The organism is Xanthomonas sp. NCPPB 3959 (assembly GCF_056675575.1).
Genome location: NZ_JBWWVR010000009.1, coordinates 211,692 through 237,135 on the forward strand (window position 1 = coordinate 211,692; position 25,444 = coordinate 237,135).

The following is a 25,444-nucleotide window of genomic DNA, read 5'->3' on the forward strand; positions in this document are numbered from 1 at the left end:
GCACCATGCGCGCAGGCTTCGGGCGTACCTGGCCATGATTCCGACAACGAAGACTCGGTACCAAAGCCCGACAGATGATTTTTTTCTGTTGCTACCTTCGGCAGGGCTGTCAGCGATCCTCCCATCAGCGTGATGCGTTCCGGAGGAGTGCGAGCCGTTGTCGGATCGGTTGGTGTCGGACACCGCTGCCGCCGCTCTTCCAACAGTCGCCCTGAGAGATGCGCAAAAAAAGACCGGCGCATGCGCCGGTCTTGGTGTATCACACGTGTGTCGTAAGCCTTACGCCGACAACTCCAACAACAACTTATTCAACCGCCGCACATACGCCGCAGGATCCTTTAGGCTGTCACCCGCCGCCAACGCAGCCTGGTCGAACAAGACGCGGCTCAGGTCACCAAACCGGTCCATATCCTGTTCCGCATCCAGCTTTTCGATCAGCGGGTGGGCGGGATTGAATTCGAACACCGGCTTGGTTTCCGGCACGGCCTGGCCGCTGGCTTCCAGCAGCTGACGCATCTGCAGACCCAGGTCGCCCTGGCCGATGGCAAGGATGGCCGGGGAATCGGTCAGGCGGTGCGAGACGCGCACTTCGGCCACGTCGTCGCCGAGGGCGGCCTTGATGCGCGAGGCCAGGCCTTCCTTGGATTTGGCGACTTCTTCCTGCGCCTTCTTGTCTTCTTCCGAATCCAGCTTGCCCAGGTCCAGGTCGCCGCGTGCCACGTCCACGAACGACTTGCCGTCGAACTCGGTGAGGTAGCTCATCAACCATTCGTCGATGCGGTCGGTGAGCAGCAGCACTTCGATGCCCTTCTTGCGGAACACTTCCAGATGCGGGCTGTCCTTGATCTGCGCGTAGCTTTCGCCGGTGAGGTAATACAGCTTGTCCTGGCCTTCGGTCAGGCGACCGACATAATCGGCCAGGCCCACGCTCTGCGCGCCGGTGGTGTCGTGTGTGGACGAGAAGCGCAGCAGGCCGGCGATCTTCTCGCGGTTGGCATAATCTTCGGCCGGGCCTTCCTTCAACGCCTGGCCGAAGTTGCGCCAGAACGTCACATACTCGTCGGGCTTGTCCTTGGCCAGTTTTTCCAGCATGTCCAGCGCACGCTTGGTCAGCGCGGACTTCATCGAATCCACCACCGGGCCCGATTGCAGGATCTCGCGCGAGACATTGAGCGACAGGTCGGACGAATCCACCACGCCCTTGATGAAACGCAGGTACAGCGGCAGGAACTGCTCGGCCTGATCCAGCACGAACACGCGCTGCACATACAGCTTCAGGCCCTTGGCCGAATCGCGGTGATACAGGTCGAACGGTGCGCGGCCGGGCACGAACAGCAGCGAGGTGTAATCCAGCTTGCCTTCGACTTTGTTGTGGCTCCACGCCAGCGGGTTGCCCGCATCGTGCGCGACGTGCTTGTAGAACTCCTGGTATTCCTGCTCGCTGATCTCGCTCTTGGGGCGCGTCCACAGCGCGCTGGCGCGGTTGACCGCTTCCCACTGCGGCTCGGCCGGCGCGTCGGCTTCTTCGCCGTGATGTTCCTTGCGCATTTCGATCGGCAGGCCGATATGGTCGGAGTACTTCTTGAGGATGCCGCGCAGCGTCCAGCCGTCGGCAAAACTATCTTCGCCTTCTTTCAGCTGCAGCACGATGCGGGTGCCGCGCTCGGGCTTGTCGATGCTGGCGATTTCGAACTCGCCTTCGCCACGCGAGGACCAATGCACGCCTTCGTTGGCGGGCAGGCCGGCGCGACGCGAATACACGTCGACCTGGTCGGCGACGATGAAGGCGCTATAGAACCCCACGCCGAACTGGCCGATCAGGTTGGCGTCCTTCTTCTGGTCGCCGCTCAGGTGCTTAAGGAAGTCGGCAGTGCCGGACTTGGCGATGGTGCCCAGATGCGAGACCGCATCTTCGCGGCTCATGCCGATGCCGTTGTCGTCGATGGTGACGGTGCGCGCGTCTTTGTCGTAGTCCACGCGAATGCGCAATTCGCCGCCGCCTTCCAGCAGTTCCGGCTTCACCAATGCTTCGAAGCGCAGCTTGTCGGCGGCGTCGGCGGCATTGGACACCAGCTCGCGCAGGAAGATTTCCTTGTTCGAGTACAACGAGTGGATCATCAGCTGCAGCAGCTGCTTGACCTCGGTCTGGAAGCCAAGCGTCTGCTTGTCGGTATCAACGGTCATTGGGGTCGTGCTCCGTGGTGGTCCAGGCCGCAGTGCGGCCGATGGCCTGGGGGATGAGGTCGCACGGGGATTTTTTCAAGGCAAGCCGGTGGATCCGGCAATGTCGGCGCACTGCGACACCAGCGGCGCCAGCGCCGGGCAGCGCTATCATGGCGGCCCCGTTTGCCTTGCCTTGCTCCATGCCGCCACGCGTCCTGCCACTCTCCCGCGCTTGCTGTCCTCCATCCGGAACGCTGCGATGAGCCGCCCCGCACGCCCGGCGCCACGTGGCACGGAAGGGCAGGTGCGCATCGTCGGCGGGCGCTGGCGCAACACCAAGCTGGCGGTGCCGGATCTGCCGGGCCTGCGCCCGAGCAGCGACCGCGTCCGCGAAACGGTGTTCAACTGGCTGATGCCGCGCCTGCCCGGTGCGCGTGTGCTGGACCTGTTCGCCGGTTCCGGTGCGCTGGGCCTGGAAGCGGTGTCGCGCGGCGCTGCACATGCGACCCTGATCGAGCGCGACCCTGGCCTGGTGCAGCGGCTGCGCGAGCACGTGGCCAAGCTGGATGCGGCCGATCAGGTGCAGGTGCTGCAGGAAGACGCGCTGCGTTGGCTGGAGCGCGCACCCGCCGCGCAGGCCAGCATCGTGTTCGTCGACCCGCCGTTTGCCGCCGGCCTGTGGCCGAGCGTGCTGGAACGCCTGCCCGCGCACCTCACACCGGATGCCTGGCTGTATCTGGAAGGCCCGGCCGAACTACCGCCGCAGGTGCCGGCCGGCTGGCATCTGCACCGCGAAGGCGCCACCCAGCAGGTGCGCTATGCGCTGTACCGCCGGGCCGCTGCTACACTGAACAGCGACCCGACCCCGGTAGTTTCCGTATGAGCGTGGCCAACAGCCGCACTGCTGTCTATCCCGGTACTTTCGACCCGATCACCAACGGTCATATCGACCTGGTGAATCGCGCCGCGCCGTTGTTCGAGCGGGTGGTGGTCGGTGTTGCCTACAGTCCGTCCAAGGGGCCGGCGCTGCCGCTGGAGCGCCGCGTCGAGCTCGCCCAGGAAGCCTTGGCCGCACATGCCAACGTGGAAGTGCGCGGCTTCGATACGCTGCTGGCCCACTTCGTGCGCGACATGGGCGCCGGTGTGCTGCTGCGCGGTCTGCGCGCGGTGTCCGACTTCGAATACGAATTCCAGATGGCCAGCATGAACCGCCATCTGATCCCGGAGGTGGAGACGCTGTTCCTCACCCCGGCCGAGCAATACAGCTTCATCTCGTCCTCGCTGGTGCGCGAAATCGCGCGGCTGGGCGGGGACGTGTCCGGTTTCGTTCCGGCTTCGGTCGTCGAGGCCTTGCGGCAGGTGCGGCAATCCCGCGCGCAGGCCTGATTCTCTAGCAGTCACATCACCACATGCTTTTCAAAGGGAGGAGTTTCATGAAACACACAATGCGCGCGCTGGTGCTCGCTTCGATCGCCGCTCTGGCCGTCACCGCCTGCAAGAAGGAAGAGCCGGCACCGACCGCCGCCGCAGCCCCGGCTGCGCTGACCGCACCGTCCAAGGACGACAACGCCGGCTGGAAGAAGTACCTGCAGGAAGTGGTCGGCCAGAACCTGGGCGCCACCACCAACAGCCCGTTCCTGTACTACTTGCCGCCGGAGTCCGATGCCGAATTCGCCGGCAGCTACGAGCGTCAGCTGGAAAGCGTCAAGACCGCGCTCGCCCGTGGCGTGCAGCCGGGCAACATGCTGGCGTTCGGCTCGTCGGCCTCGACCAAGATGGCCGACCTGATCGACGCCGCGTTCAAGGACGTGCCGGCCGATTCGATGAAGGGCGTGCGCGTGTTGTTCATCGGCAATGCTGCCGAGAATGCGCGCGTGCAGACCATCGTCCAGCCCAAGGGCGTGGAATACACCTTCGTTGAAGCCAAGTAATGCCGTACCAAGCCGGACGCGCGGGAGGGCGCATCCGGCCGCAGCATGCGGATCCAGCCGCATGCTGCTGAATTCGCATGCCACCGGAGCCGGCCGTGTCAGGCCGGTCTCCGACAGCGCCCACGGCGTTGTCCCCTGGTTGATCCGCGCCATGTGCGCCTGCCTGCAGCAGTACGTTGCGTTCCAGCGCCTGCGGTTGAATCGCGCTGCCGCGCATCGCATGGTGTTGCCGATATGTCGCTGAAAATCAACGAGCTCTGCGTCAACTGCGATGTCTGCGAGCCGGCGTGCCCGAATCAGGCCATCTCGATGGGCGAAACCATCTACGTCATCGACCCGGCACGCTGCACCGAGTGCGTGGGCCATTTCGACGAGGCGCAATGCGTGGTGGTGTGCCCGGTCGAATGCATCGACCCGGATCCGGCCATCCCGGAAACCCACGATCAACTGCTCGCCAAGCTCATGCAGCTGCAGCGCGATCACCCCGAACTGTACGAACAGGAGCCTCCCGCCCCGTGAGCATTTTTTCCCGACATTTCTCTGCGCGCGGCCTGTTGCTGCTGGCCTTCGTGCTGGCACCGCCGGCGTGGTCTGCCGATGGCAGCAAACCTGCGGCGGCTGCGACCTCGCCGGTGGCGGCGCATCCGCCGGGCGCGGCGATTGCCAGCGGTCACACCTTGGCCACCGATGCCGGCCTGCAGATCCTGCGCGAAGGCGGCAATGCCTTCGATGCGGCCATCGCGGTGTCGTCCACGCTGGCGGTGGTCGAGCCGATCAGTTCGGGTCTGGGTGGCGGTGGCTTCTTCCTGCTGCACGATGCCAAGACCGGCAAGGACGTGATGCTGGACGCGCGCGAGTACGCGCCCGAGTCTGCCAGCGAGGCGCAGTTCCTCGACAAGAAGGGCGAGCTGGACCGCGACCGCTCGGTCAACGGCCCATGGTCGGCCGGTATTCCCGGGCTGCCCGCCGCGCTGGTGGAACTGGCCTCCAAACACGGCCGGCTGCCACTGAAGCAATCGCTGGCACCGTCGATCCGCATCGCCACCGAGGGCTTCCCAGTGTACGCGCGCATGGCCAAGGGCTATGCCTCGCGGCGCGAAGTGATGGAGCGTTACCCCGGCACGCGCGAGGTGTATCTGCGCGGCGGCAAGCCCATTGCCGAGGGCGACATCTTCAAGCAGCCCGAGCTCGCATCTACGTTGAAGCTGCTTGGCGACAAGGGCTTTGACGGCTTCTACAAGGGCGAAACCGCCAAGAAACTGCTGGCTGGCGTCAAGCAGGCCGGTGGACAGTGGAAGGCCGCCGAGCTGTCCGGGTATCGGGTCAAGGAGCGCACGCCGATCCAGTTCGATTACCGCGGCTGGAAGATCACCACCGCGCCGCCGCCGTCCTCCGGCGGGATCGCACTCGCTGCGATGCTGCAGATTCTGGAAGGCTGGGATCTGGACAAGCTAGACGACGCGCACCGCACCCATCTGGTGGTGGAAGCAATGCGCCGCGCCTACCGCGACCGCACCTTTTTCCTGGGCGACCCGGACTTTGTCGCCGTGCCGCAGCGCGTGCTGACCAGCAAGGATTACGCGCAGGGCCTGCGTGCCACGATCAACCCGGAGAAGGCCACGCCCAGCGATCTGCTGTCGGGCAGTCCCACCCCGCTGGAAGACGATGAAACCACGCATTTCTCCATCATCGACAGCGAAGGCAACCGCGTCGGTGCCACCCAGACCGTCAACCTGCTGTACGGCTCGGGCCTGATCCCCAAGGGCACCGGCGTGCTGCTCAACGACGAGATGGACGACTTCGCGCTCAAGCCGGGCACGCCCAACGCTTTCGGCGTGATGGGCTATGCCGCCAACGCACCCAAGCCGGGCAAGCGCATGCTCAGCTCTATGACGCCGACCTTCATGGAATCGGCCGACAAGGTCGCGGTGATCGGCACCCCGGGCGGCAGCCGCATCATCACCATGGTGCTGCTCGGCATCCTGGGCTACGACGCCGGTCTGGACGCGCAGCAGGTCAGCGCCTTGCCGCGTTATCACCACCAGTGGCTGCCGGACGTGATCGAGGCCGAGAGCAACGCGTTCTCGCCGCAGACCGCCAAGGCGCTGCAAGCGATGGGCCACGCGCTCAAGTTGCCCGGCGACACCGCCGCCGGCGGCCGCGGTTCCAGCCACGTGTGGGGCAACCTGCAGACGGTGGAATGGGACAAGCGCAGCAACGTGCTCAGCGGCGGTAGCGACCCGCGTAACCCGGTGGGCAAGGCGCAAGTGCAGCTGGCGACGCCGGCGCGTTGAGTGCGGCCATGTCCTGTACTCGCATTGCGAAGGACGCAATACGCATGTCGGTGCCTGCATAGCGACGCAGGGTGGGCCACGGCCCACCCTGCGCTGCCCGCAACAGCCTGTCAGCGGCGCATGCGCCAACACTGGCGCGATCGCCGCATGCGATCAGTTGAGCTTGAAGTAGGTTCCGTTGTGCTGTGCGTCGTAGCAGGTGGCGCCTTGCAGACGTTTGTCGTTGGTGTTGCCGGGTGACTGTGGATAGACATGGCACGCCAGATACGGAGCCGGGTTGCCGGTGAAACGGAGCGTGAAGTGTTGCTTGCCATCGGTCGCACTGGTGTGGACCCCGCCATTGGCCAGGATCGTGACCTCGCACGTGGCCTGCGGCGCGGTTTCGCACTGGTGCAATAGCGTCTGCAACGGTCCTGTGATGTTGGTGTACATGCCGGAGATCCAATTGTTGAGGGTCGGGTTGGCATTGGCGTTCCATTGCTTGGTCGCCAGCGCGGTCTGACTCAGGGTCAGCAGACCCATCGACAGCATTGCGGCGAGGCATCTCCCTATGCGCGGACGCCGCCGCATGCTGCACGGCATCGAGCCAGTGCGGGTGGAATGGGAGAGGCGTGTGATCGGCTGGGTAGTCATCTGTGATCCTTGGATGATGAGGAAGGCCATGCCCTGGCCACTCGGGATGGCGAGTGCGCGGCAGGTCGATGCGGTGCGGTGATACATGGCATCGCCGCACCGCCAAGGTAGTTCGATGCTGCTGGAAAGAATTGGCGGAAATGACGGCAATTGCCGGGCTTTCAACGTGAAGTCGCTGCCTGCGGTGAGCGGTTTGCAGCGTTTCCGCGAAAGAGCCGACCAACCCGGTGGAATTGCTGATACCGCACTGCGCGCATCGGCAGCCGGTCGCAGAATCGGAGCAGATCGCGGCCTGCACTGCGGTAGGGTGATGGTGCGTGGCTGGGCAACCGATGGCACGCTCCGGCCAATGTCGGCAAGGTGTGCTTGTCGCTGCTATGCAATGCCGCCACCATTGGGGCATGAATCCTTTCCACGCCATCCCGACCGTCGTTCTCGCGCTTGCTTCTGCAGGCTGTTCCGCCCAGACCGCGGATGACCCTTCCGTTGGCCGCATCCAAGTCAATCAGCTCGGCTATCTACCCGGCTCGGCCAAGCTTGCAGTGGTCGGGTTGCCGCAAGGCGCGGCAACCGGCTCGGACCGCTTCACTGTCGAAGATGCGCAAGGGCGCCGCGTGCTGGAAGGCAGCTTGCAGCCTGCAGCGTCGTGGAGCGCAGCCGGCCAGCAGGCGCGGGTGGCGGATTTTTCCAGCGTGCGGACAGCAGGCACGTATCGCTTGAAAATCGACGGGCTGCCGGCGTCCGATCCGTTCCCGATCGCGGCCGGCGCGTATCAGCCGGTGCTCGATGCATCGCTGAAGGCGTTCTATTTCAATCGCGCCAGCACTGCGCTGCCGGCGCAGTTTGCCGGGCGCTACGCGCGTGCGGCCGGGCACCCGGATACGCAGGTGCGTATCCACCCTTCCGCGGCATCGGCCACGCGTCCGGCCGACAGCGTGATCAGTGCGCCCAAGGGCTGGTACGACGCCGGTGACTACAACAAGTACATCGTCAATTCTGGCATCAGCACCTACACCTTGCTGGCCGCCTACGAGCAGTATCCGGCGCTGTTCAAGGCGCAGGCGCTAACCATCCCCAACGACGCGCCCGGTGTGCCCGGCATCCTGCAGGAGACCTGGTGGAATCTGGAGTGGATGCTGGCCATGCAGGACCCGGCCGATGGCGGCGTGTACCACAAGCTCACCGACAAGCAGTTCGATGGGTTGGTGATGCCCGAGCAGGCCAAACAGCAACGCTATGTGGTGATGAAGGCCACTGCGGCCACACTGGATTTCGCTGCGGTGATGGCGGCGGCCAGCCGCGTGTATGCACCGTTCGACAAGCAGTATCCCGGCGCATCGGCGCGTATGTTGAAAGCCGCGCGCGGTGCCTGGGCGTGGGCGCAGCAGCACCCGGATGTGATCTATCGCCAGCCCGATGACGTGCGCACCGGTGGCTACGACGATGCGCAGGTGGACGATGAATTTGCCTGGGCCGCGGCGGAGTTGTATGTGAGCACGCGCGAGGATGGCTTCTACAACGCGATGATCGCGCGCAATGTGCCGGCCAGTGTGCCGGGCTGGAGCAATGTCGGCGGACTGGCGTGGATGTCGCTGGGCGAGCATCGCGACCAGCTTACCCCGCACGCTGACCGTGCACGCATCGCGCGTGAGATCACTGGTCTGGCGCAGCGTCTTGCCGATGAATGGCAGTCCTCTCCGTGGCGTCTGGCGATGACGGACACCGACTTCGTGTGGGGCAGTAATGCAGTCGTGCTCAACCGCGCGATGATGTTGATGCAGGGCTACCGGCTGACTCGGCAGCGGCCATTTCTGGATGCCGCGCAGTCGCAGCTGGATTACATCCTGGGGCGCAATCCGCTCGGGTTGTCGTTCGTTACCGGGGTAGGGCAGCGCACGCCGATGCATATCCACCATCGCCCTTCCGAAGCCGATGGCATCGACGCGCCGGTCCCCGGCTGGCTGGCCGGCGGCCCGCAACCCGGGCAGCAGGATGCCAAGGACTGCAAGGTGGCGTATCCCTCAAAACTGCCGGCGTTGTCGTATCTGGATAACGCCTGCAGTTATGCCAGCAATGAGGTGGCGATCAACTGGAATGCGCCGCTGGTGTATGTGAGTGCTGCGATTGAGGCGTCTACGCGGTGAGGCGGGCGTTTTTCAACGCAATGCCCGATGCCGCGGCTGTTCCTTCTCCCACCGGGAGAAGGTGGCGCGCAGCGCCGGATGAGGGTACGGCGTCGGCAGGAACACCGACACACCGTACCCTCACCCCAACCCCTCTCCCGGGGGGAGAGGGGCTTTAGCTCACTCCACCCGCGTACCAAAAATCCGGTCGCCTGCATCGCCCAGGCCGGGCAGGATGTAGCCCTTCTCGTTGAGGTGATCGTCGATCGCGGCGGTGTACACCTCCACATCCGGATGCACCGCTTCCAGCGCTTTCAGACCTTCCGGTGCGGCCACTAAAAAGATGCCCTTGATGCGCCGTGCGCCAGCGCGCTTGAGCATGTCGATGGTGGCGATCAGGGTGCCGCCGGTGGCCAGCATCGGGTCCAGGATCAATGCGTCGCGTTCTTCCAGGCGGCCGGTGAGGCGTTCGAAGTAGGGCACCGGCTGCAGGGTTTCTTCGTCGCGCTGCAGGCCGACCACGCTCACGCGCGCGGCCGGGATCAGCGCCAGCACGCCGGGCAACATACCCAGACCTGCGCGCAGGATCGGTACCAGGGTGATTTTTGCGCCGGCAATTCGCTGCACGGTGACCGGCCCGGCCCAGCCGGGTTGCACGTGCGATTCGGTGTCCAGATTGGCGGTGGCCTCGTAGGCCAGCAACGTGCCCAGCTCGGTGACCAGTTCGCGGAAGCCCTTGGTGCTCAAGGCGGCATCGCGCAGCAGACCGATCTTGTGTTGAACGAGGGGGTGGCGAACTTCGACGATTTTCATGGGCAGCGACAGGCGGGAGAGGCCCACAGTGTGCCGCAGCCGGCGGCAGCGTCGCCACACATTGCGCGTGATCGCGCTTGCAGATGTCATGTCAGTGAAACGTCGTAGACATAGTGTGCCCACCCATTCTTAACCAATTGGGGAAGCACCCGTGCTCAACAAGACTCCGCTCTGCCTGGCGATCACGCTGACGTTGGCTGCGGCCACGTGGAGCCCGCTGGCGCTGGCGGCCGAGGGTGCTGCTGCTGGCGGCGCAGCAAGCGCCGCGGCCATCGATCTGGAGCGGCTGGAAGTGCGCCCGCAAACGGAATCGCAGGTACGCGCGGTCGATCTCAAACGCAGTTCCGATGCCATCCAGGATGCGGTCGCGTCCGATGCGATGGGCCGTTACCCCGACAAGAATGTTGCAGAATCCTTGCAGCGCCTGCCCGGCGTCAGCGTGACGCGCGATCAGGGCGAGGGCCGCTTCGTGGTGATCCGCGGTCTGGATTCGGCGCTCAACAGCGTCACCATCGACGGCATGACCATGGGCACGCCGGAAGACGGCACGCGCTCGGCGCCGCTGGACGTGATTCCCTCCGATTCCACCGAGCGCCTCAAGGTGGTCAAGTCGCCAACGCCTGACATGCCGGGCGATTCCATCGGCGGCGCAATTCAAGTCGAGTCCACCTCCGCATTCGATCGTGATGGCCGCACCTTGCGCGGCTCGGTCGAAGGCAGCCACCAGTCGCTGTCGGGCAAGACCAGCCCGAAGGGTGCGTTCAACTACAGCGATATCTTCGATGGCACCTTCGGTGTGGCAGTGGGTGTGAACTACCAGGATCGCGAATTCGAATCCGACAACACCGAAGTGGCCTACGACAGTTTCGATGGCGGTGCGGCCGATGATCTGTTTGCCGGCGAAGTGCAGCGCCGCAAATACTTCATCGAACGCACCCGCATGGGCGCCAACCTCAATCTGGACTGGCGCCCGGACGAAGACAACCGCTATTACCTGCGCACGCTGTACAGCCGTTTCGACGATGCCGAAACGCGTCAGCGCACCATCTTCGGTCTGAGCGATGGTCAGGTCAGCGCCAATGGCGATGGCACCTACAACGTGGCCGATCTGCCGGCCGATTCGATCTCCAAGCGCGTGCGCTATCGCACCAAGAAAGAAGACACCATGGCCTTGAGCATGGGCGGCGAAAATCGCCTCAGCGCGGCCACCGTGGATTACAAGGTGGGCTACACCAAGACCACCGAGCGCGTGAACGATGAAATGGAAGCGCGCTTCAACTATGACGGCGACGATCTGTCGGCCACGGTCGATCAGAACAGCGGGATTCCGCGCCTGGGCTTCTCCGACAACGGCTGGCAGAGCAACGACGACTTCGTGTTCGACCGCTTCGTGCTTTCGCCCAAGCGGGTGGACGACAGCGAGCGCAGCGCGCAGGTCAACGTGCGCTTCGATGGCGAGCATGCCAGCCTGAAGATGGGCGTGCTCGGTCGCTGGCGCGAGCGCGATGTCAATGTGGACGAACGCGAGCTGCGTCGCGGCCCGGCGATCGACTTGAGCGACTGGACCACCGCCGCACCGGAACACCGTGGCGGCACATTGGGCGAAAGCATCGGCTCGGATGGCATGCGCCGTTACTGGAACACCTCCGGCAATCTGTACAGCGCACGTCCGCAGGATGTCGGCGGCAATCAGCAGGTCTCGCTGCAGGACGACTACACCGCCACCGAAGATGTGTTTGCGACGTACGCAATGGGCACCTGGGACATCGGGGCGCTGCGCATGATTACCGGCGTGCGTGTGGAGAACACCCAGTTCAATGCCACCGGCAATCAGGTGGACGTGGCAGAAGACGGCCGCTCGGCCACGGTGACACCACGCGAAGCGTCCAGCAGCTATACCAACGTGCTGCCGGGCCTGCACCTGCGCTACGACACCGGCAACGACTGGGTGCTGCGGTTTGCGGCCAACAAGACCTTGTCGCGCCCGTCGTTCGGCGATGTGTCGCCGCGCGTGAGCATCAATCGCGGCGATGAGGAAGTGAGCATCGGCAATCCCGATCTCAATCCTTACCGTTCCACCAATCTGGATTTGTCGTTCGAAAAATACATCGGCAGCACCGGCCTGATCTCGTTGGGCGTCTTCAACAAATCGATCGACGATTACATCGTGCAGACGATCAGTACCAACGATGCGGAATTCCCGGATTTGCAGGTCACGCGCTCGGTCAATGGCGACACCGCAAAAGTGCGCGGTGCCGAGTTCAATTGGCAGCAGACCCTGGACTTCCTGCCGGAAGGCTGGAATGGCCTGTTGGTCGGTGCCAGCGCCACCGTGCTGGACAGCGATTTCGATCCCGGCCTGAGCGACCGCGCCGGTGAGGACTTCACCTTGCCGCGTTCGTCCAAGCGGATCTACAGCGGCCATCTGGGTTATGAAAAATACGGCTTCAGTGCGCGTGTGGCAGCGGTGTATCGCAGCGAATACCTGGACACCATCGGCGCCAGCCGCGCGTACGATATCTACGTCGCTCCGCATACACAGCTGGATTTCAGCATGAACTATCAATTCAACAGCCACGTCAGCCTGTATCTGGAAGCGCAGAACCTGCTGGACGAACCGCTGGAGCTGTACCAGGGCGTGCCCACACGCACGCTGCAGAACGAAGAATACGGCCGCACCTATGCGCTTGGCCTGAAGGTGGCACTGTGATCGCAACGCGCACGCGGCTCCACACCACGTTACTTGCCACCGCACTGGCGCTGACGGCTTGCGCCAGCGCACCGGTCGACCGCGAAGCCGACGAGGCGCTGCTGAAAGACCCCTTGCTCAGCGAGGCCAAGGTGGCGCATGAAGTGGTGCCGGAAGCCTTCATCACCACTTCCACGCCGTCCGACAATCTGGACTCACCCGCCAGCTGGATGGCGCCGGATGGCAGCCGCTGGCTGATCGCCACTGCCAAGGCCACGCATGCGTTGGTGGTATTCGATGGCGACAGCGGCAAGCGCCTGCGCGTGGTCGGCGGCAAGGGCAAGGCCCTGGGCAAGCTGGATCGCCCGAACGGGATCTCGGTGGTCGACGATCTGCTGTTTGTGGTCGAGCGCGACAACCGCCGTGTGCAGGTGTTCTCGCTGCCGGACTTCAAGCCGTTGACCGCCTTCGGCCAGGACGAACTGCGCGAACCTTACAGCCTGTGGGTGCGCAAGCACGACGGCGGTTACGAGGTGGTGGTCAGCGACAACTACATGTCGCCGGCCAACAAGGATCTGCCGCCGCCGGTGGCCGACCTCGGTCAGCGCTTCCGGCGTTATCAATTGAACAACGCAGGGCAGGGCTGGCAATCGCAGCTGACCCAGAGCTTTGGCGATACCACCGAAGCGGGTGCGGTGCGGATTGCCGAATCGGTGTTCGGCGATGAAGCCAATGCGCGCTTGATGATTGCCGAAGAAGACGTGGCCGTCGGCACGCAGCTACGCGAGTACGGCATGGACGGGCGTTATCGCGGGCGCAATGTCGGCACCGGCCTGTTCAAGGCGCAGGCCGAGGGCATGACCTTGCTGGCGTGCAGCGACGGCAGCGGGTACTGGATCGCCACCGATCAGTTCAAGGACCGCAGCGTGTTCCAGGTGTTCGATCGCCAGAGCCTGGCGCATGTGGGCGCATTCGCCGGCCGGGTGACCGCCAATACCGACGGCGTGTGGCTGGATCAACGCGGCGATGCGCGCTTCCCCGGTGGCGTGTTCTACGCATTGCATGACGACCAGGCGGTGGCCGCATTCGATTGGCGCGATATCGCACGCACGCTGCGTTTGAAAGAGTGCGCGCCATGAGCGCTGCGCGTGCGTCGGCATACGCGCTGCTCTCGCTCATCGCGATGAGCAGCGCTCAATCGTTTGCCGCCGAGCGGGCCGCCGAACCGAATACGCAGGTGCCGGCGGGCTCCACCCACTATGTCGCCGACGGCTTTCCGGACCGCATCGTCGCCACGCCCGCGCAGGATGCGGCGACCGGTTTCGCGGTGGCCTGGCGTACCGATGCCAGCGTCAACCAGCCTTGGCTGGAACTGGTCGTTGCCGGCGACTCGCCCGACGTGGGTACGCCGCGCCGCATTCGCGCCAGCACCGCCACGCTGAGCAGCGAAAACGGCAGTTCGCATCACCACCGCGCCGATGTCGATGGGTTGAAGCCGGACACGCTTTACGCCTACCGCGTGCAGGGCAACAGCACCTGGGGCGCATGGAATCATTTCCGCACCGCCGCCACGGCCGCCACCCCGCTGACGCTGCTGTATTTCGGCGATACCCAGAACAAGAATCTCAGCCTGGTCTCGCGGGTGATCCGCCAGGCCTGGCGCAGCGCACCGGACGCGCGGCTGGCACTGTTCGCCGGCGATCTGGTCAGCGGCAAGGACGGCCAGGACGACAACGAGTGGGCCGAGTGGTTCGAAGCCGGGCGCTGGTTGCTGGAAGGCGCCGCAGTGGCGCCGGCGCCGGGCAATCACGAGTATCACGAAGAGGGCGAAGACACCCCGCAGGCCACGCGCACGCTCGGCAGCCATTGGCCGGTGACCTTCGCCTTGCCGCGCAATGGGCCGTCGGCCACCGCGCGCACCAGCTACTGGTTCGACTACCAGGGCGTGCGCATCGCCGTGCTCGACGGTACCTCCGTGCTGGATCTGGGCACCGGCCCGGCGCAGGCGCAATGGCTGGACACCGTATTGGCCGACAATCCGCATCCGTGGTCGATCGTGCTGATCCACCAACCGTTCTTCTCGCCGCGCGCCGATCGCGAGAACGAAAAGCTGGTCGAGCAGGTGCTGCCGGTGATCCGTCGCCACAAGGTCGATCTGGTGCTGCAGGGCCACGACCACACCTACGGCCGTCGCGGCGATGAGGCCGGGCAGGCGACGCCGGTGTTCGTGGTGTCGGTGGCCGGGCCCAAGCAATACCGGCTCTCGGACATGGCCCGCAAGACCATGCGCCCGGTCGGCGAAGATACCCAGCTGTATCAGGTGCTTCGCATCGACAACCAGAAGTTGCTCTACGAGTCGCGCACCGCCACCGGACGTCTCTACGATGCCTTCGAGCTCAAGCGCGATGCAACCGGGGCCAAGCGGTTGATCGAACACGAAGCAGGGCGCATCGCCCCGCGCGATTGCCCACGCAGTGCAACGCTCAAGGGAAGGGCGGATCGCTGCTGGGAATAAATACGCTGTGACGAATTCGAAAGAGTTGGGGCGGCTCGGCGCACCGAGTTAGGGAGATGTGAGGAAACTTCGCTGATGCATTGATTTTTCCAATGGTTACCTCGTATGCCAATTGAAAAGTGTGAGTTACATCACACAAAGAATGGGCATAGGGTGTGGTTAGCCGGATCTCCATCCGGGTAGCCGGGTGTCAGGTCGGCGCTGGATGGAGGTGTTGGTGCCCCCAGCCCCCGAGAAACCACCATGATTCCCCATGTGTTTCATCTGACCGCGCCGACCAAGCAATTGCAGTGGGAAGAACGCAGGATCCAGGCCCGTCTGCAGCGGCTACTGCCGGACTGGGTCTGCTACGTCTGGGATGACGCGGATAATTCGGAACTGATGCGTCGCGCGTTCCCGGAATTCGCCGACCGTTACGAGGCGATCCGCTTCGGCGTGATGAAGGCGGACATCGCCCGCTGCGCCTATATGCACGCGCACGGCGGCTTTTATTTCGACACCGACTACAAGCTGCTGCAGCCGCTGGGCGCCGACCTGTTGGTACAGCAATGCGTGCTGCCGATCGAGGATGGCGCGCTAGGCAACGATCAGTTCAAGATCGGCAATGCCGTCTTCGGTTCCCAGGCAGGGCATCCTCTGTGGCGCGCCTTTATCGAGCACATTTTCAATGTGCATGCGCCGGAGACGCTGGAAGATCACCGGCAGATTCCGATGATCTCCGGCCCGCGCGGGCTGACGCGCTTCTACAACGCATATGGCGAGCAGTTCTCCGGCATCGTGTTCCCGCCGCGCGATGCATTCCATCCAGATCGCACCTGGTTCGGGCTCGGCCACCGCGGCGGCAAGATGGCGGTCGGCTCGCATCTGTGCTGGGCATCGTGGCGCGGCAAGTCGACGCGCCGGGCGGTGACCAATTACCTGCGTCGCAAGTTGAGCGCGGTGCCGATCTGATTGCTGCCGGTCGCCTTGCAGATCTGTTGAACGGATCTGCATGGCGGCACGGCAGTGATTCCGGCTGCATTACCCATCGCGGCGTTTTGTGCGGTTCACGCTGGTGAAGGGCGCTTGCGCAAGCGCGCTTCGCATCGTGCTTGCTATGTCACAAATCTCGCGCCATCAGCGCGGCAGCCCACAGGACTTCGCGCTTCAAGCGTTGAGAGATGTGCAGCTTCAGGCGGCCTCGGCCTGCACCTGGCGCGGGCCTTCCTTGAGCGCACGCGCGATCAAGCCGACCAATAGATCGAGCTCGTCTTCGTCCATGGCAAAGTGCGGCGTGAAGCGCAACGAATTCTCGCCGCCGTGGATCACGTTGACACCGCGGTGGCGCAGCCATTCCTCGGTGGACCCGGCGCCGTAACACTTGAACTGCGGTGCCAACTCGCAGGAAAACAGCAAGCCGGTGCCCTGCACCTTGGTGATCAAGCCGCCCAACTCGGACTGCAGCGCCTCCAGCTTGGCGATCGCCTGCGCACCGCGGCTACGGATGTTGGCGCGCACCTGCGGAGTAAACAACGCCAGCGTGGCGCAGGCCACATCGAGCGCGCGCGGATTGGTGGTCATGGTGTTGCCGTAGGTGCCCTTGCGATACACCTGCGCGGCCTGTTCGGTCACCGCCAGCACCGACAGCGGGTATTGCGCGGCATTGAGCGCCTTGGAATAGGTTTCCAGGTCCGGCGGGTCGAGCTGTTCGAAGCCGGGGTAATCCACCACCGACAGCACGCCGTGCGCGCGCAGGCCGGCCTGGATCGAATCCACCAGCAGCAGGCTGCCGTGCAGGCGGGTCAGCTCGCGCGCAGCGGCATAGAACGCGGCCGGCAATGCGCGCCCCGGGTCGCCTTCGCCCATCACCGGCTCGAGGAACACCGCCTCGATGAACCAGTGATTGCGCGCGGCCTCCTCGAAGGCGCGCTGCAGCGCCGCCACGTCGTACGGCGCGATCGCGATCACCGAATCCTCGTCGCGGTAACTGGCCAGGTACTTGATGTAGGTCTTGCGGCTGGAATCGGAATACAGGCCGGGGCGGTCGGTACGGCCATGGAAGCTGCCCTTGACCACCACGCGCTTGATGGTGGCACCGGCGTGCCGCGCGCCCGGGTCGGTGTGCAGCTTGGCGTTGGTATCGACGATGCGTGCGGCCAGGCCGACCGCTTCGGAGCCGGAGTTGAGACACATGAAACGTGCGAACGGACAGCCGCCACGGGTATGCCCGATCTCCGCACGCAGGGCGCGGTCGAGCCGGCGCTGCGCCAGGCTGGGCGTCATCACGTTGGCCATCACCTGCGGGCGTGCCATGGCCTCGAGTACCGGCGCGGGCGTGTGGCCGAAGCCGAGCATGCCGTAGCCGCCGGCGTCGTACAGCACCGCACCCTTGAGCGTGACCACCCACGGGCCGCGCGCGGCCAGCGCTACGTATGGGGTGACCGCATCGTCGGCGTAAAAATTGATGAAGCCGTCCTGCACCGCGCCGATCTGCGCGTCCTCGTCCAGATCCAGCAGGTCGGCGGCCTCCTCGCGCACCAGCGCGTATTCGGCGGCGGCCGCATCGATGGCCTGGGCGAGATCGTCGTGGGTGCTGGCCAGACGCACGATGCTGGCATCGTCCAGGCCATCGGTCAGGCGGCGGCCGGCATGGGCACGCAGCGGGGCGAGTGGGGCAAGGACGGACATGGCGCATCTCCTACAAGGTGGCGTTCCCTTTCTATTATCGGCAGAAGATCGGCGTTTGGCAGCGTGAATCCGGGCAGGAAGTCAGGTATTTTCGTCGAATCGACGAATTATTTGGGCAAAAGTGAAAATCACTCCCTCCGACGAACGCCTGCTGTCGCTGTTGCGCGAGGACGCGCGCGCCTCCACCGCGCAGATCGCGCGCCGGCTCGGGCTGTCGCGCACCACCGTGCAAAGCCGCATCGAAAAACTCGAACGCGACGGCGTGATCAGCGGCTACACCGTGCGCACCCACGACGCCTACGAACAGGGCCGCATCCGCGCGCACATTTTGATCACCGTGCTGCCCAAGAAGATGCCGGCCGTGGTCAAGGCACTGCGCGACATCCCCGAGGTGCGCCTGCTGCACTCGGTCAGCGGCGCCTACGACCTGATCGCCCTGGGCGTGGTCGGCGGCGTCAACGAAATGGACGTGCTCACCGACGCCATCGGCGCCATTGACGGGGTGGAGCGCACGACCACGTCGATCATTCTGTCGACGAAGTTTGAGCGGTGAGGGGCGGGGATTGGGAATTGGGGATTGGGGATTCGTAAAAGCGGGCCGGCTTGCGTCTTACACGTTCCGTGTCCCGGATTTGGCTCTTACGAATCCCCAATCCCCAATCCCGGCCGCAGTTACAATGCGCGGCTCCTCATTCAACTATCCTGCGGCCTTGAAGAAGTCCGATTTCAATTATTCCTTGCCCGACGAACTGATCGCCCAGGTGCCGCTGGCCGAGCGCGCGGCCAGCCGCTTGCTGGTGGTGCCGCCGTCGCCGCAGGCGCTGGTCGACCGCCAGGTGCGCGATCTGCCCGAGCTGCTGCAGCCGGGCGATCTGCTGATCTTCAACGACACCCGGGTGATCCCGGCGCGCCTGTTCGGGCAGAAGGCCAGCGGCGGGCGGGTGGAGATCCTGATTGAGCGCCTGCTCGGCGAGCGCGAGGCGCGCGTGCAGATCGGCGCCAGCAAGTCGCCCAAGGCCGGCAGCCTGATCGCGCTCGATGCCGGTGGGCAGGCCGAAGTGCTGGGCCGCGATGGCGAGTTCTATCTGCTGCGTTTCGATATCCCCGCACCTTTGGAGCAGTGGTTGCCGGAGGCCGGACAGCTGCCGCTACCGCCGTACATCCGCCGCGAGCCGGGCGTGGAAGACCGCGAGCGCTACCAGACCGTGTTCGCGCGTGAAGTCGGCGCGGTCGCCGCGCCCACCGCCGGCCTGCATTTCGACGAGGCGCTGCTGGCGCAGTTGCGCGAGCGCGGGGTGGAGTTCGGCCATGTCACCTTGCATGTCGGCGCCGGTACCTTCCAGCCGGTGCGCGTGGATGCGCTGGACAAGCACGTGATGCACACCGAGTGGCTCAACGTCGGTGCTGCGCTGGTCGAGCAGGTGCGGCGCACGCGCGCACGCGGCGGCCGCGTCATCGCGGTGGGAACCACCGTAGTGCGCTCGCTGGAAAGCGCCTGGCGTAAAACCGATGCCGCACCCGATGGCGAACTGCTGCCATTTGCCGGCGAAACCCAGATCTTCATCCTGCCCGGCTACCGCATCCGCAGCGTCGATGCGATGGTCACCAACTTCCATTTGCCCGAAAGCACGCTGCTGATGATGGTCTCGGCCTTCGCCGGCCGCGAACGCATTTTCGCCGCCTACCAGCACGCCATCGAACAGCGCTATCGCTTCTTTTCGTACGGCGATGCGATGCTGCTGTGGGGCAGGGAGTGGGAAGTGGGGAGTGGGGATTCGTAACAGCACTCCGTTCGCCGCCTCCTCGGCTTTCGCCAATCCCGAATCCCCAATCTCCAATCCCGGCCTTTCAATGTCCCGACTTCAATTCCAGCTCCAAGCCACCGACGGCCATGCCCGCCGCGGCCGCCTGACCTTTCCGCGCGGCACCGTCGAGACGCCAGCGTTTATGCCGGTGGGGACGTATGGCTCGGTCAAGGGCATCCTGCCCGAGCAGATCCGCGCGCTGGGTGCGGAGATCATCCTGGGCAACACCTTCCATCTGTATCTGCGCCCGGGTCTGGATGTGATTGGCGATCACGGCGGGCTGCACGGGTTTGCGCGCTGGGACGGGCCGATCCTTACCGATTCGGGCGGATTCCAGGTGTTTTCGCTGGCGCATCGCCGCAAGATCACTGAACAGGGCGTGACCTTTTCTTCGCCCACCGATGGCGCCCGCGTATTCCTGGGGCCCGAAGAAAGCATGCAGATCCAGAAGGTGCTCGATTCGGACATCGTGATGATCTTCGACGAGTGCACTCCGTACCCGGCCACCGAAGACGTCGCGCGGCGCTCGATGGAACTGAGCCTGCGCTGGGCGCAGCGCTCGCGCGACGCGCATGACGGGCTGGGTAACGATGCGGCGCTGTTCGGCATCGTGCAGGGCGGGGTGCATCCGGACCTGCGCAGCCGCTCGCTGGATGGGCTGCAAGGTATCGGCTTCGACGGCTATGCCATCGGCGGGCTGGCGGTGGGCGAGCCCGAGCATGAGCGCAATGCCATGCTCGAACACCTGCATCCGCGCCTGCCGGCCGAGCGCCCGCGCTACCTGATGGGCGTGGGCCGCCCCGAGGATCTGGTCGAAGGCGTGGCGCGTGGCGTGGACATGTTCGACTGCGTGATGCCTACCCGTAACGCGCGCAACGGCCACTATTTCACTTCGTTCGGTACCGTGCGCATCCGCAACGCCAAGTACGAGCGCGACCTGGACACCATCGAGCCGGGCTGCGGGTGTCACGCCTGCAGCAGCGGCTACACGCGCTCCTACCTGCGCCATCTGGACCGCTGCAACGAGATGCTGGCGCCGATGCTGGGCACCCTGCACAACCTCTGGTACTACGAAAAATTGATGGCCGACCTGCGCGCGGCGATCGCCTCGGGAACCTTTGTGGAGTTCCGGCGGTCCTTCTATGCGGCACGCGGCGCCATCACGCCGCCGTTGCCGGGGGAAACCAGCTGAAACCGGCCGTCCGCGCCCTTGCGCGGACGGTTTGGAACCCGCATGGCATAATTCCCGGCTGTTCCGCTTCGGCGGTACCTGAATAGCGAGCGGGCCGCTTGGCGCGCTGGCACCAAACTAGGATGCATTGAATGAATCTGCTCGATTTCCTGATCCCCGTCGCCCAGGCGCAGGCCACCGGTGGCGCGCCGGCCGCCGGCCCGATGGGAAGCCTGTCCACCTTCGCGTTGCCGATCATCCTGATCGCGGTCATGTATTTTTTGATGATCCGCCCGCAGATGAAGCGCCAGAAGGAGCACAAGTCGCTGCTGGAGAAGCTCTCGCGCGGCGATGAAGTGATCACCTCCGGCGGCGTTGCCGGCGTGATCAGCGACATCGGCGACAACTTCATCACCGTGGAAGTGGCCGACAACGTGCGCATCCGCGTGCAGAAGAGTGCCGTGGGCCATGTGCTGCCCAAGGGCACGCTGAAGTCCGCCAGCTAAGAGCGGCTCAAAAACTACTGCGCGCACCGTCAGGCGGGCGCAGTCGGTGCTTGGAACCGGTGGGTCGCAATACTCCCGTCCCGGCACCGCCCGCATCCACCTGACGACCGCTCGCGACCTTGTGTTGGCCGCTTGAAGTCGTTCTCACTGCTAGGCGCGTCGCCGGGATGGTGTCGCGCGGGACTGTCGCAATGCTCGAATTTCCTCGCTGGAAGTATTTCCTGATCCTGCTGGTGCTGGCGGTCAGCGCGCTGTACGCGTTGCCCAACATCTACCAGAAAGACCCGTCCGTGCAGATCACCGCCAGTCGCGGTGCCCAACTCGACGACGCATTGCGTAGCCGCATCGACGCCGACCTCAAGAGCGCCGGCATCACGCCCAAGGCCGTCACCAAGGAAGGCGAGAGCCTGATGGTGCGTCTGCCCAACCTGCAGGCACAGACCCGCGCCAACGACGTGCTGCGCCAGCAACTGGGCGAGAACTACACGGTGGCGCTGAACCTGGCCTCGACCGTGCCGGACTGGCTGGCCAAGCTGGGCGGCCGGCCGATGGTGCTGGGTCTGGACCTGGTCGGCGGCGTGCATTTCGCCATGCAGGTGGATCAGAAAGCGGCGCTGGAAAAACGGTTGGACGGCTTTGCCGAAGACATCCGCACCACCTTGCGCGATGGCCGCATCGCCTATCGTTCGGTCGAGCGTCGTGGCGACAACAGCATCCAGGTCAGCCTGAGCGAGGGCGCCAGCGCCGATGCCGCACGCACCGCGCTGGCCAAGGCGCAGCCGACGCTGACCTATGACGTCAGTGGCCAGAACATCGCAGTGAAGGTCCCCGAGGCCGAACTCAAGCAGATCGCCAGCGGCGCGATCGAACAGAACCTCACCACCTTGCGCAATCGTGTCAACGCGCTGGGCGTGTCCGAACCGACCATCCAGCGCCAGGGCGAAGACCGCATCGTGGTCGAATTGCCGGGCCTGCAGGACACCGCCGAGGCCAAGCGCCTGATCGGTGCCACCGCCTCGCTGGAATTCCGTGCGGTGGTCGAAGGCAATGCCGAAGACGCCGTGCGCAGCGGCACCATTCCGCCGGAAGCCAAGGTCTACCGTCTGCGCGACAGCAATGCACCGGTGTTGCTCAACAAGCGCGCGCTGGTGACTGGTGATCAGATGGTCAGTGCCAGCGTCAGCAACGACCAGAACGGCATGCCGGCGGTGGCGGTGACGCTCAACAACGTCGCCGGCCAGCGCATGCTCGACTACACCAGCGCCAATGTCGGCAAGCTGATGTCGGTGGTCTACATCGAGCGTATCCCCACCGTGACCATGGTCGACGGCAAGGAAGTGCGCAGCGTGCGGGTCAAGGAAGAGGCGCTGTCGCCGACCCGTATCGCCGGCGTGTTCGGCAAGAATTTCCAGACCACCGGTCTGGAAAAGACCGAAGCCGAGAACCTGGCCAAGTTGTTGAAGTCTGGCTCGCTGGCCGCGCCGATGGATTTCGTCGAGGAATACGTGATCGGCCCGAGCCTGGGTGCGGAGAACGTGGAGCGCGGCGTCACTGCGGTGGTGTTCTCGTTCGTGTTCACCCTGGTGTTCTTCACCATTTACTACCGCATGTTCGGCGCGATCACCTCGGCGGCGCTGCTGTTCAACCTGCTGATCGTGATTGCGGTGATGTCGCTGTTCGGCGCCACCATGACGCTGCCGGGTTTTGCCGGTCTGGCGTTGTCGGTCGGTCTGTCGGTGGACGCCAACGTGCTGATCAACGAGCGTATCCGCGAAGAATTACGTCTCGGCGTGCCGCCCAAGTCGGCAATCGTGGCCGGTTACGAGAAGGCCGGTGGCACCATCCTCGACGCCAACCTGACCGGGTTGATCGTCGGCGTGGCGCTGTACGCGTTCGGTACCGGCCCGCTGAAGGGCTTCGCGCTGACCATGATCATCGGTATTTTCGCCTCGATGTTCACCGCGATCACCGTGTCGCGCGCGCTGGCGGTGCTGATCTATGGCAGCCGCAAGAAGCTGAAGTCTGTCGCTATTTAATGCGAGTCCCTCGCAAGAGCCCGCAGGTAAAATGCGAGTCCCTCGCAAGAGCCCGCACATCCATGTGCGGACTTTCCAGGAAAATCTTTGAATGAAAATTTTTCCGCTTCATCTGATCCCGAACGACACCAAGATCGATTTCATGCGCCTGCGCAAGCCGGTGCTGATCTTGATGCTGGTGCTGGCGATCGCCTCGATCGGCATCATCGTCGGCAAGGGCTTCAACTACGCACTGGAATTCACCGGCGGCACGCTGGTGCAGACCTCGTTCCAGAAGACGGTGGACGTGGACCAGGTGCGCGAGCAGCTGGCCAAGGCCGGCTTCGAAAACGCGCAGGTGCAGAACGCGCGCGGCGGCAACGAGGTGATGATTCGCCTGCAGGCGCGCGAGCAGCACAACAACCGCGACGATGCCGCCACCACCGTGGCCGAAGAAGTGCGCAAGGCCGTCAGCACCGAGCAGAATCCCGCCACCGTGCAGCCGGGCGAATTCGTCGGCCCGCAGGTCGGCAAGGACCTGGCCTTGAACGGCGTGTACGCCACGGTGTTCATGCTTGTGGGCTTTCTGATCTACATCGCGTTCCGCTTCGAGTGGAAGTTCGCTGTGGTCGCCAGCCTGACCGCGTTGTTCGATTTGCTGGTGACGGTGGCCTTCGTGTCGCTGACCGGCCGCGAGTTCGATCTGACCGTGCTGGCGGGCTTGTTGTCAGTGATGGGTTTTGCGATCAACGACATCATCGTGGTGTTCGACCGCGTGCGCGAAAACTTCCGTGCGCTGCGCGTGGAGCCGCTGGAAGTGCTGAACCGCTCGATCAACCAGACGCTGTCGCGCACGGTGATCACCGCGGTGATGTTCTTCCTGTCGGCACTGGCGTTGTACATCTACGGCGGCGAGTCGATGGAAGGCCTGGCCGAGACGCACATGATTGGCGCGGTGATCGTGGTGATCTCCTCGATCATCGTCGCCGTGCCGATGCTGAGCATCGGGCCGTTCGCGGTGACCAAGCAGGATCTGCTGCCCAAGGCCAAGGATGTGGAGGCGCTGGCGCGTCGTCCTTGATCGGTTGGTAAAAGGTGTGACGAAAAAACCGCGCATTGCGCGGTTTTTTCGTTTCTGGCGTTGGGCGTCGTGACTGCATGGTGTGCACTGTGACGCCACTACTCAAGATTGTGAACACTAGGGATTTCGTCGGACACGTGATGCCGATCGATACGCAATATGTTGCGGGAGAGAAACAACAGCGCCGCCAACGCTTTGTTCTGTGTGCCCGCAGACACCTGTGCCTGGATCGCCAAGCGGTTGAGGAACGCCTCGACCTCCACTTGGCCCATCTGCACCAAATAACCCTTGCCGCTGGCCAGGATGAAGCGCCGTATCCAGCTCAGATAGGCCTGCTCGGTGCGCAGGCTTTAGTGCCGTACCCGCAGGCGGTCGCGCACCTGATACAACAGCTTCGGCCCCGACCGCGCTGTTACGCCTCCATCTCCCGGGGTGTAATTCATACGCCTGCTCAACAGTTGGGTAACACCACCAGCATCGACGTGGGGCTTGGCCCCAGCTATCAGGTAAGCGATTGATATTCATTGGGAATGAGCCTATTCCCACGCGTCCGCGGATTGCTGATACTAGGTGCAACACCGCGTTTAGGCGGTCCAATAGAAGTTAGACGTCATGGGCGAGACAGAAGGAAATCGGCCACTCACCGAGGAAGAGCGCGCGCTCGCCCGCTACATGCTTGAGCATGGAACCACGGAGGCTCGTGACTTCATTGAGCAACTGGAACGCGCGGAGGCCACATCTTGGCGTTGTCCGTGCGGGTGCGCGAGCATCAACTTCCAGTTACAGAGCCATGCTCCAGCGCCTCCCGGAGTACACGTTCTTGGCGACTATGTCTTTGACTCGGACGGCGAGCACTCCGGCGCCTTCATTTACTCATGCAACGGCATTCTGAGCGGGATCGAGGTATACGGCTTCTCCGGCGATGCGCCGCATTTTCTGCCGGCGCCGTTGACGCTCAGACCGCTTTCAAGCGAAAGTTCGTCGGTAGCCGGCGGATGACGTCTAACAATTCATTCAAGCCGAACCCGCTTCGCGGGT

At 64.3% G+C, this 25,444-nt stretch carries 22 protein-coding genes; 17 read left to right on the top strand and 5 right to left on the bottom strand.

What is annotated here, in order from left to right; all coding sequences use genetic code 11:
- Positions 1–279: 279 nt before the first annotated feature.
- Positions 280–2,184, bottom strand: coding sequence for a molecular chaperone HtpG (gene htpG / locus AC1KVG_RS12795; protein ID WP_481094636.1), 1,905 nt, complete (start codon positions 2,182–2,184; stop codon positions 280–282).
- 238 nt (positions 2,185–2,422) lie between these two features.
- On the opposite strand from htpG, the gene rsmD reads away from it, so the two are divergent.
- The 5 genes from rsmD (at position 2,423) to ggt (ending at position 6,388) form a co-directional block, all read left to right on the top strand.
- A complete protein-coding gene (gene rsmD / locus AC1KVG_RS12800; protein WP_481094637.1) occupies positions 2,423–3,046 on the top strand; it encodes a 16S rRNA (guanine(966)-N(2))-methyltransferase RsmD in 624 nt (207 codons plus the stop codon).
- Complete coding sequence (gene coaD, locus AC1KVG_RS12805) at positions 3,043–3,549, top strand: pantetheine-phosphate adenylyltransferase (RefSeq protein WP_006448932.1); 507 nt, start codon at positions 3,043–3,045, stop codon at positions 3,547–3,549. The genes rsmD and coaD overlap by 4 nt, the downstream gene beginning before the upstream one ends.
- 47 nt (positions 3,550–3,596) lie before the next feature.
- Positions 3,597–4,094 carry a hypothetical protein gene (locus tag AC1KVG_RS12810; protein WP_023904336.1) on the top strand — a complete coding sequence of 166 codons (498 nt, stop codon included), beginning with the start codon at positions 3,597–3,599 and terminating at the stop codon, positions 4,092–4,094.
- A gap of 234 nt (positions 4,095–4,328) precedes the next feature.
- Positions 4,329–4,613: a YfhL family 4Fe-4S dicluster ferredoxin gene (locus tag AC1KVG_RS12815; protein ID WP_003489796.1), complete on the top strand. Its 285-nt coding sequence runs from the start codon at positions 4,329–4,331 to the stop codon at positions 4,611–4,613.
- Complete coding sequence (ggt, locus tag AC1KVG_RS12820; protein ID WP_481094638.1) at positions 4,610–6,388, top strand: gamma-glutamyltransferase; 1,779 nt, start codon at positions 4,610–4,612, stop codon at positions 6,386–6,388. Before AC1KVG_RS12815 ends, ggt begins: the two co-directional genes overlap by 4 nt.
- 153 nt (positions 6,389–6,541) lie before the next feature.
- Here ggt and AC1KVG_RS12825 read toward each other — a convergent pair whose 3' ends face one another.
- On the bottom strand, positions 6,542–6,910 hold the full coding sequence (locus tag AC1KVG_RS12825; protein ID WP_481094639.1) for a hypothetical protein: 369 nt from the start codon (positions 6,908–6,910) through the stop codon (positions 6,542–6,544).
- 512 nt (positions 6,911–7,422) lie between these two features.
- On the opposite strand from AC1KVG_RS12825, the gene AC1KVG_RS12830 reads away from it, so the two are divergent.
- The gene (locus AC1KVG_RS12830) at positions 7,423–9,165 is read left to right on the top strand and encodes a glycoside hydrolase family 9 protein (protein ID WP_481094640.1); all 1,743 of its coding nucleotides are present in this window, start codon (positions 7,423–7,425) and stop codon (positions 9,163–9,165) included.
- Positions 9,166–9,324: 159 nt separating this feature from the next.
- Here AC1KVG_RS12830 and upp read toward each other — a convergent pair whose 3' ends face one another.
- The gene (gene upp / locus AC1KVG_RS12835; protein WP_006448928.1) at positions 9,325–9,957 is read right to left on the bottom strand and encodes a uracil phosphoribosyltransferase; all 633 of its coding nucleotides are present in this window, start codon (positions 9,955–9,957) and stop codon (positions 9,325–9,327) included.
- A gap of 151 nt (positions 9,958–10,108) precedes the next feature.
- On the opposite strand from upp, the gene AC1KVG_RS12840 reads away from it, so the two are divergent.
- The 4 genes from AC1KVG_RS12840 (at position 10,109) to AC1KVG_RS12855 (ending at position 16,112) form a co-directional block, all read left to right on the top strand.
- The gene (locus AC1KVG_RS12840) at positions 10,109–12,667 is read left to right on the top strand and encodes a TonB-dependent receptor (RefSeq protein ID WP_481094641.1); all 2,559 of its coding nucleotides are present in this window, start codon (positions 10,109–10,111) and stop codon (positions 12,665–12,667) included.
- Positions 12,664–13,785, top strand: a complete 1,122-nt coding sequence (locus AC1KVG_RS12845) for a phytase (RefSeq protein WP_481094642.1) — start codon at positions 12,664–12,666, stop codon at positions 13,783–13,785. The genes AC1KVG_RS12840 and AC1KVG_RS12845 overlap by 4 nt, the downstream gene beginning before the upstream one ends.
- Positions 13,782–15,161 (top strand): purple acid phosphatase family protein, encoded by a 1,380-nt coding sequence (locus tag AC1KVG_RS12850; protein ID WP_481094643.1) that lies wholly within the window; start codon positions 13,782–13,784, stop codon positions 15,159–15,161. The genes AC1KVG_RS12845 and AC1KVG_RS12850 overlap by 4 nt, the downstream gene beginning before the upstream one ends.
- 243 nt (positions 15,162–15,404) lie before the next feature.
- The gene (locus tag AC1KVG_RS12855) at positions 15,405–16,112 is read left to right on the top strand and encodes a glycosyltransferase family 32 protein (RefSeq protein ID WP_481094644.1); all 708 of its coding nucleotides are present in this window, start codon (positions 15,405–15,407) and stop codon (positions 16,110–16,112) included.
- A 219-nt stretch (positions 16,113–16,331) separates the two neighbouring features.
- Here AC1KVG_RS12855 and AC1KVG_RS12860 read toward each other — a convergent pair whose 3' ends face one another.
- Entirely contained in the window at positions 16,332–17,828 is a 1,497-nt protein-coding gene (locus AC1KVG_RS12860) for an aminotransferase class III-fold pyridoxal phosphate-dependent enzyme (protein ID WP_481094645.1), read from the bottom strand.
- Between the two features lie 121 nt (positions 17,829–17,949).
- Here AC1KVG_RS12860 and AC1KVG_RS12865 point away from each other — a divergent pair, with 121 nt between their 5' ends.
- The 6 genes from AC1KVG_RS12865 (at position 17,950) to secF (ending at position 24,406) form a co-directional block, all read left to right on the top strand.
- On the top strand, positions 17,950–18,381 hold the full coding sequence (locus AC1KVG_RS12865; RefSeq protein WP_006448917.1) for an Lrp/AsnC family transcriptional regulator: 432 nt from the start codon (positions 17,950–17,952) through the stop codon (positions 18,379–18,381).
- A 157-nt stretch (positions 18,382–18,538) separates the two neighbouring features.
- On the top strand, positions 18,539–19,609 hold the full coding sequence (queA, locus tag AC1KVG_RS12870; protein ID WP_481094651.1) for a tRNA preQ1(34) S-adenosylmethionine ribosyltransferase-isomerase QueA: 1,071 nt from the start codon (positions 18,539–18,541) through the stop codon (positions 19,607–19,609).
- 70 nt (positions 19,610–19,679) lie between these two features.
- The gene (gene tgt, locus AC1KVG_RS12875) at positions 19,680–20,825 is read left to right on the top strand and encodes a tRNA guanosine(34) transglycosylase Tgt (protein ID WP_481094646.1); all 1,146 of its coding nucleotides are present in this window, start codon (positions 19,680–19,682) and stop codon (positions 20,823–20,825) included.
- Between the two features lie 131 nt (positions 20,826–20,956).
- Positions 20,957–21,310 (top strand): preprotein translocase subunit YajC, encoded by a 354-nt coding sequence (yajC, locus tag AC1KVG_RS12880; RefSeq protein ID WP_006448914.1) that lies wholly within the window; start codon positions 20,957–20,959, stop codon positions 21,308–21,310.
- Positions 21,311–21,501: 191 nt separating this feature from the next.
- The gene (gene secD / locus AC1KVG_RS12885) at positions 21,502–23,346 is read left to right on the top strand and encodes a protein translocase subunit SecD (protein ID WP_043907395.1); all 1,845 of its coding nucleotides are present in this window, start codon (positions 21,502–21,504) and stop codon (positions 23,344–23,346) included.
- A 91-nt stretch (positions 23,347–23,437) separates the two neighbouring features.
- A complete protein-coding gene (secF, locus tag AC1KVG_RS12890) occupies positions 23,438–24,406 on the top strand; it encodes a protein translocase subunit SecF (protein WP_006448912.1) in 969 nt (322 codons plus the stop codon).
- Positions 24,407–24,504: 98 nt separating this feature from the next.
- Here the strand turns inward: secF and AC1KVG_RS12895 are convergent, their stop codons facing one another.
- Positions 24,505–24,753, bottom strand: coding sequence for a site-specific integrase (locus AC1KVG_RS12895; RefSeq protein ID WP_481094652.1), 249 nt, complete (start codon positions 24,751–24,753; stop codon positions 24,505–24,507).
- Positions 24,754–25,018: 265 nt separating this feature from the next.
- Between AC1KVG_RS12895 and AC1KVG_RS12900 the strand changes: the two genes are divergently transcribed.
- The gene (locus AC1KVG_RS12900) at positions 25,019–25,405 is read left to right on the top strand and encodes a hypothetical protein (protein ID WP_481094647.1); all 387 of its coding nucleotides are present in this window, start codon (positions 25,019–25,021) and stop codon (positions 25,403–25,405) included.
- The last annotated feature ends 39 nt before the right edge of the window (positions 25,406–25,444 follow it).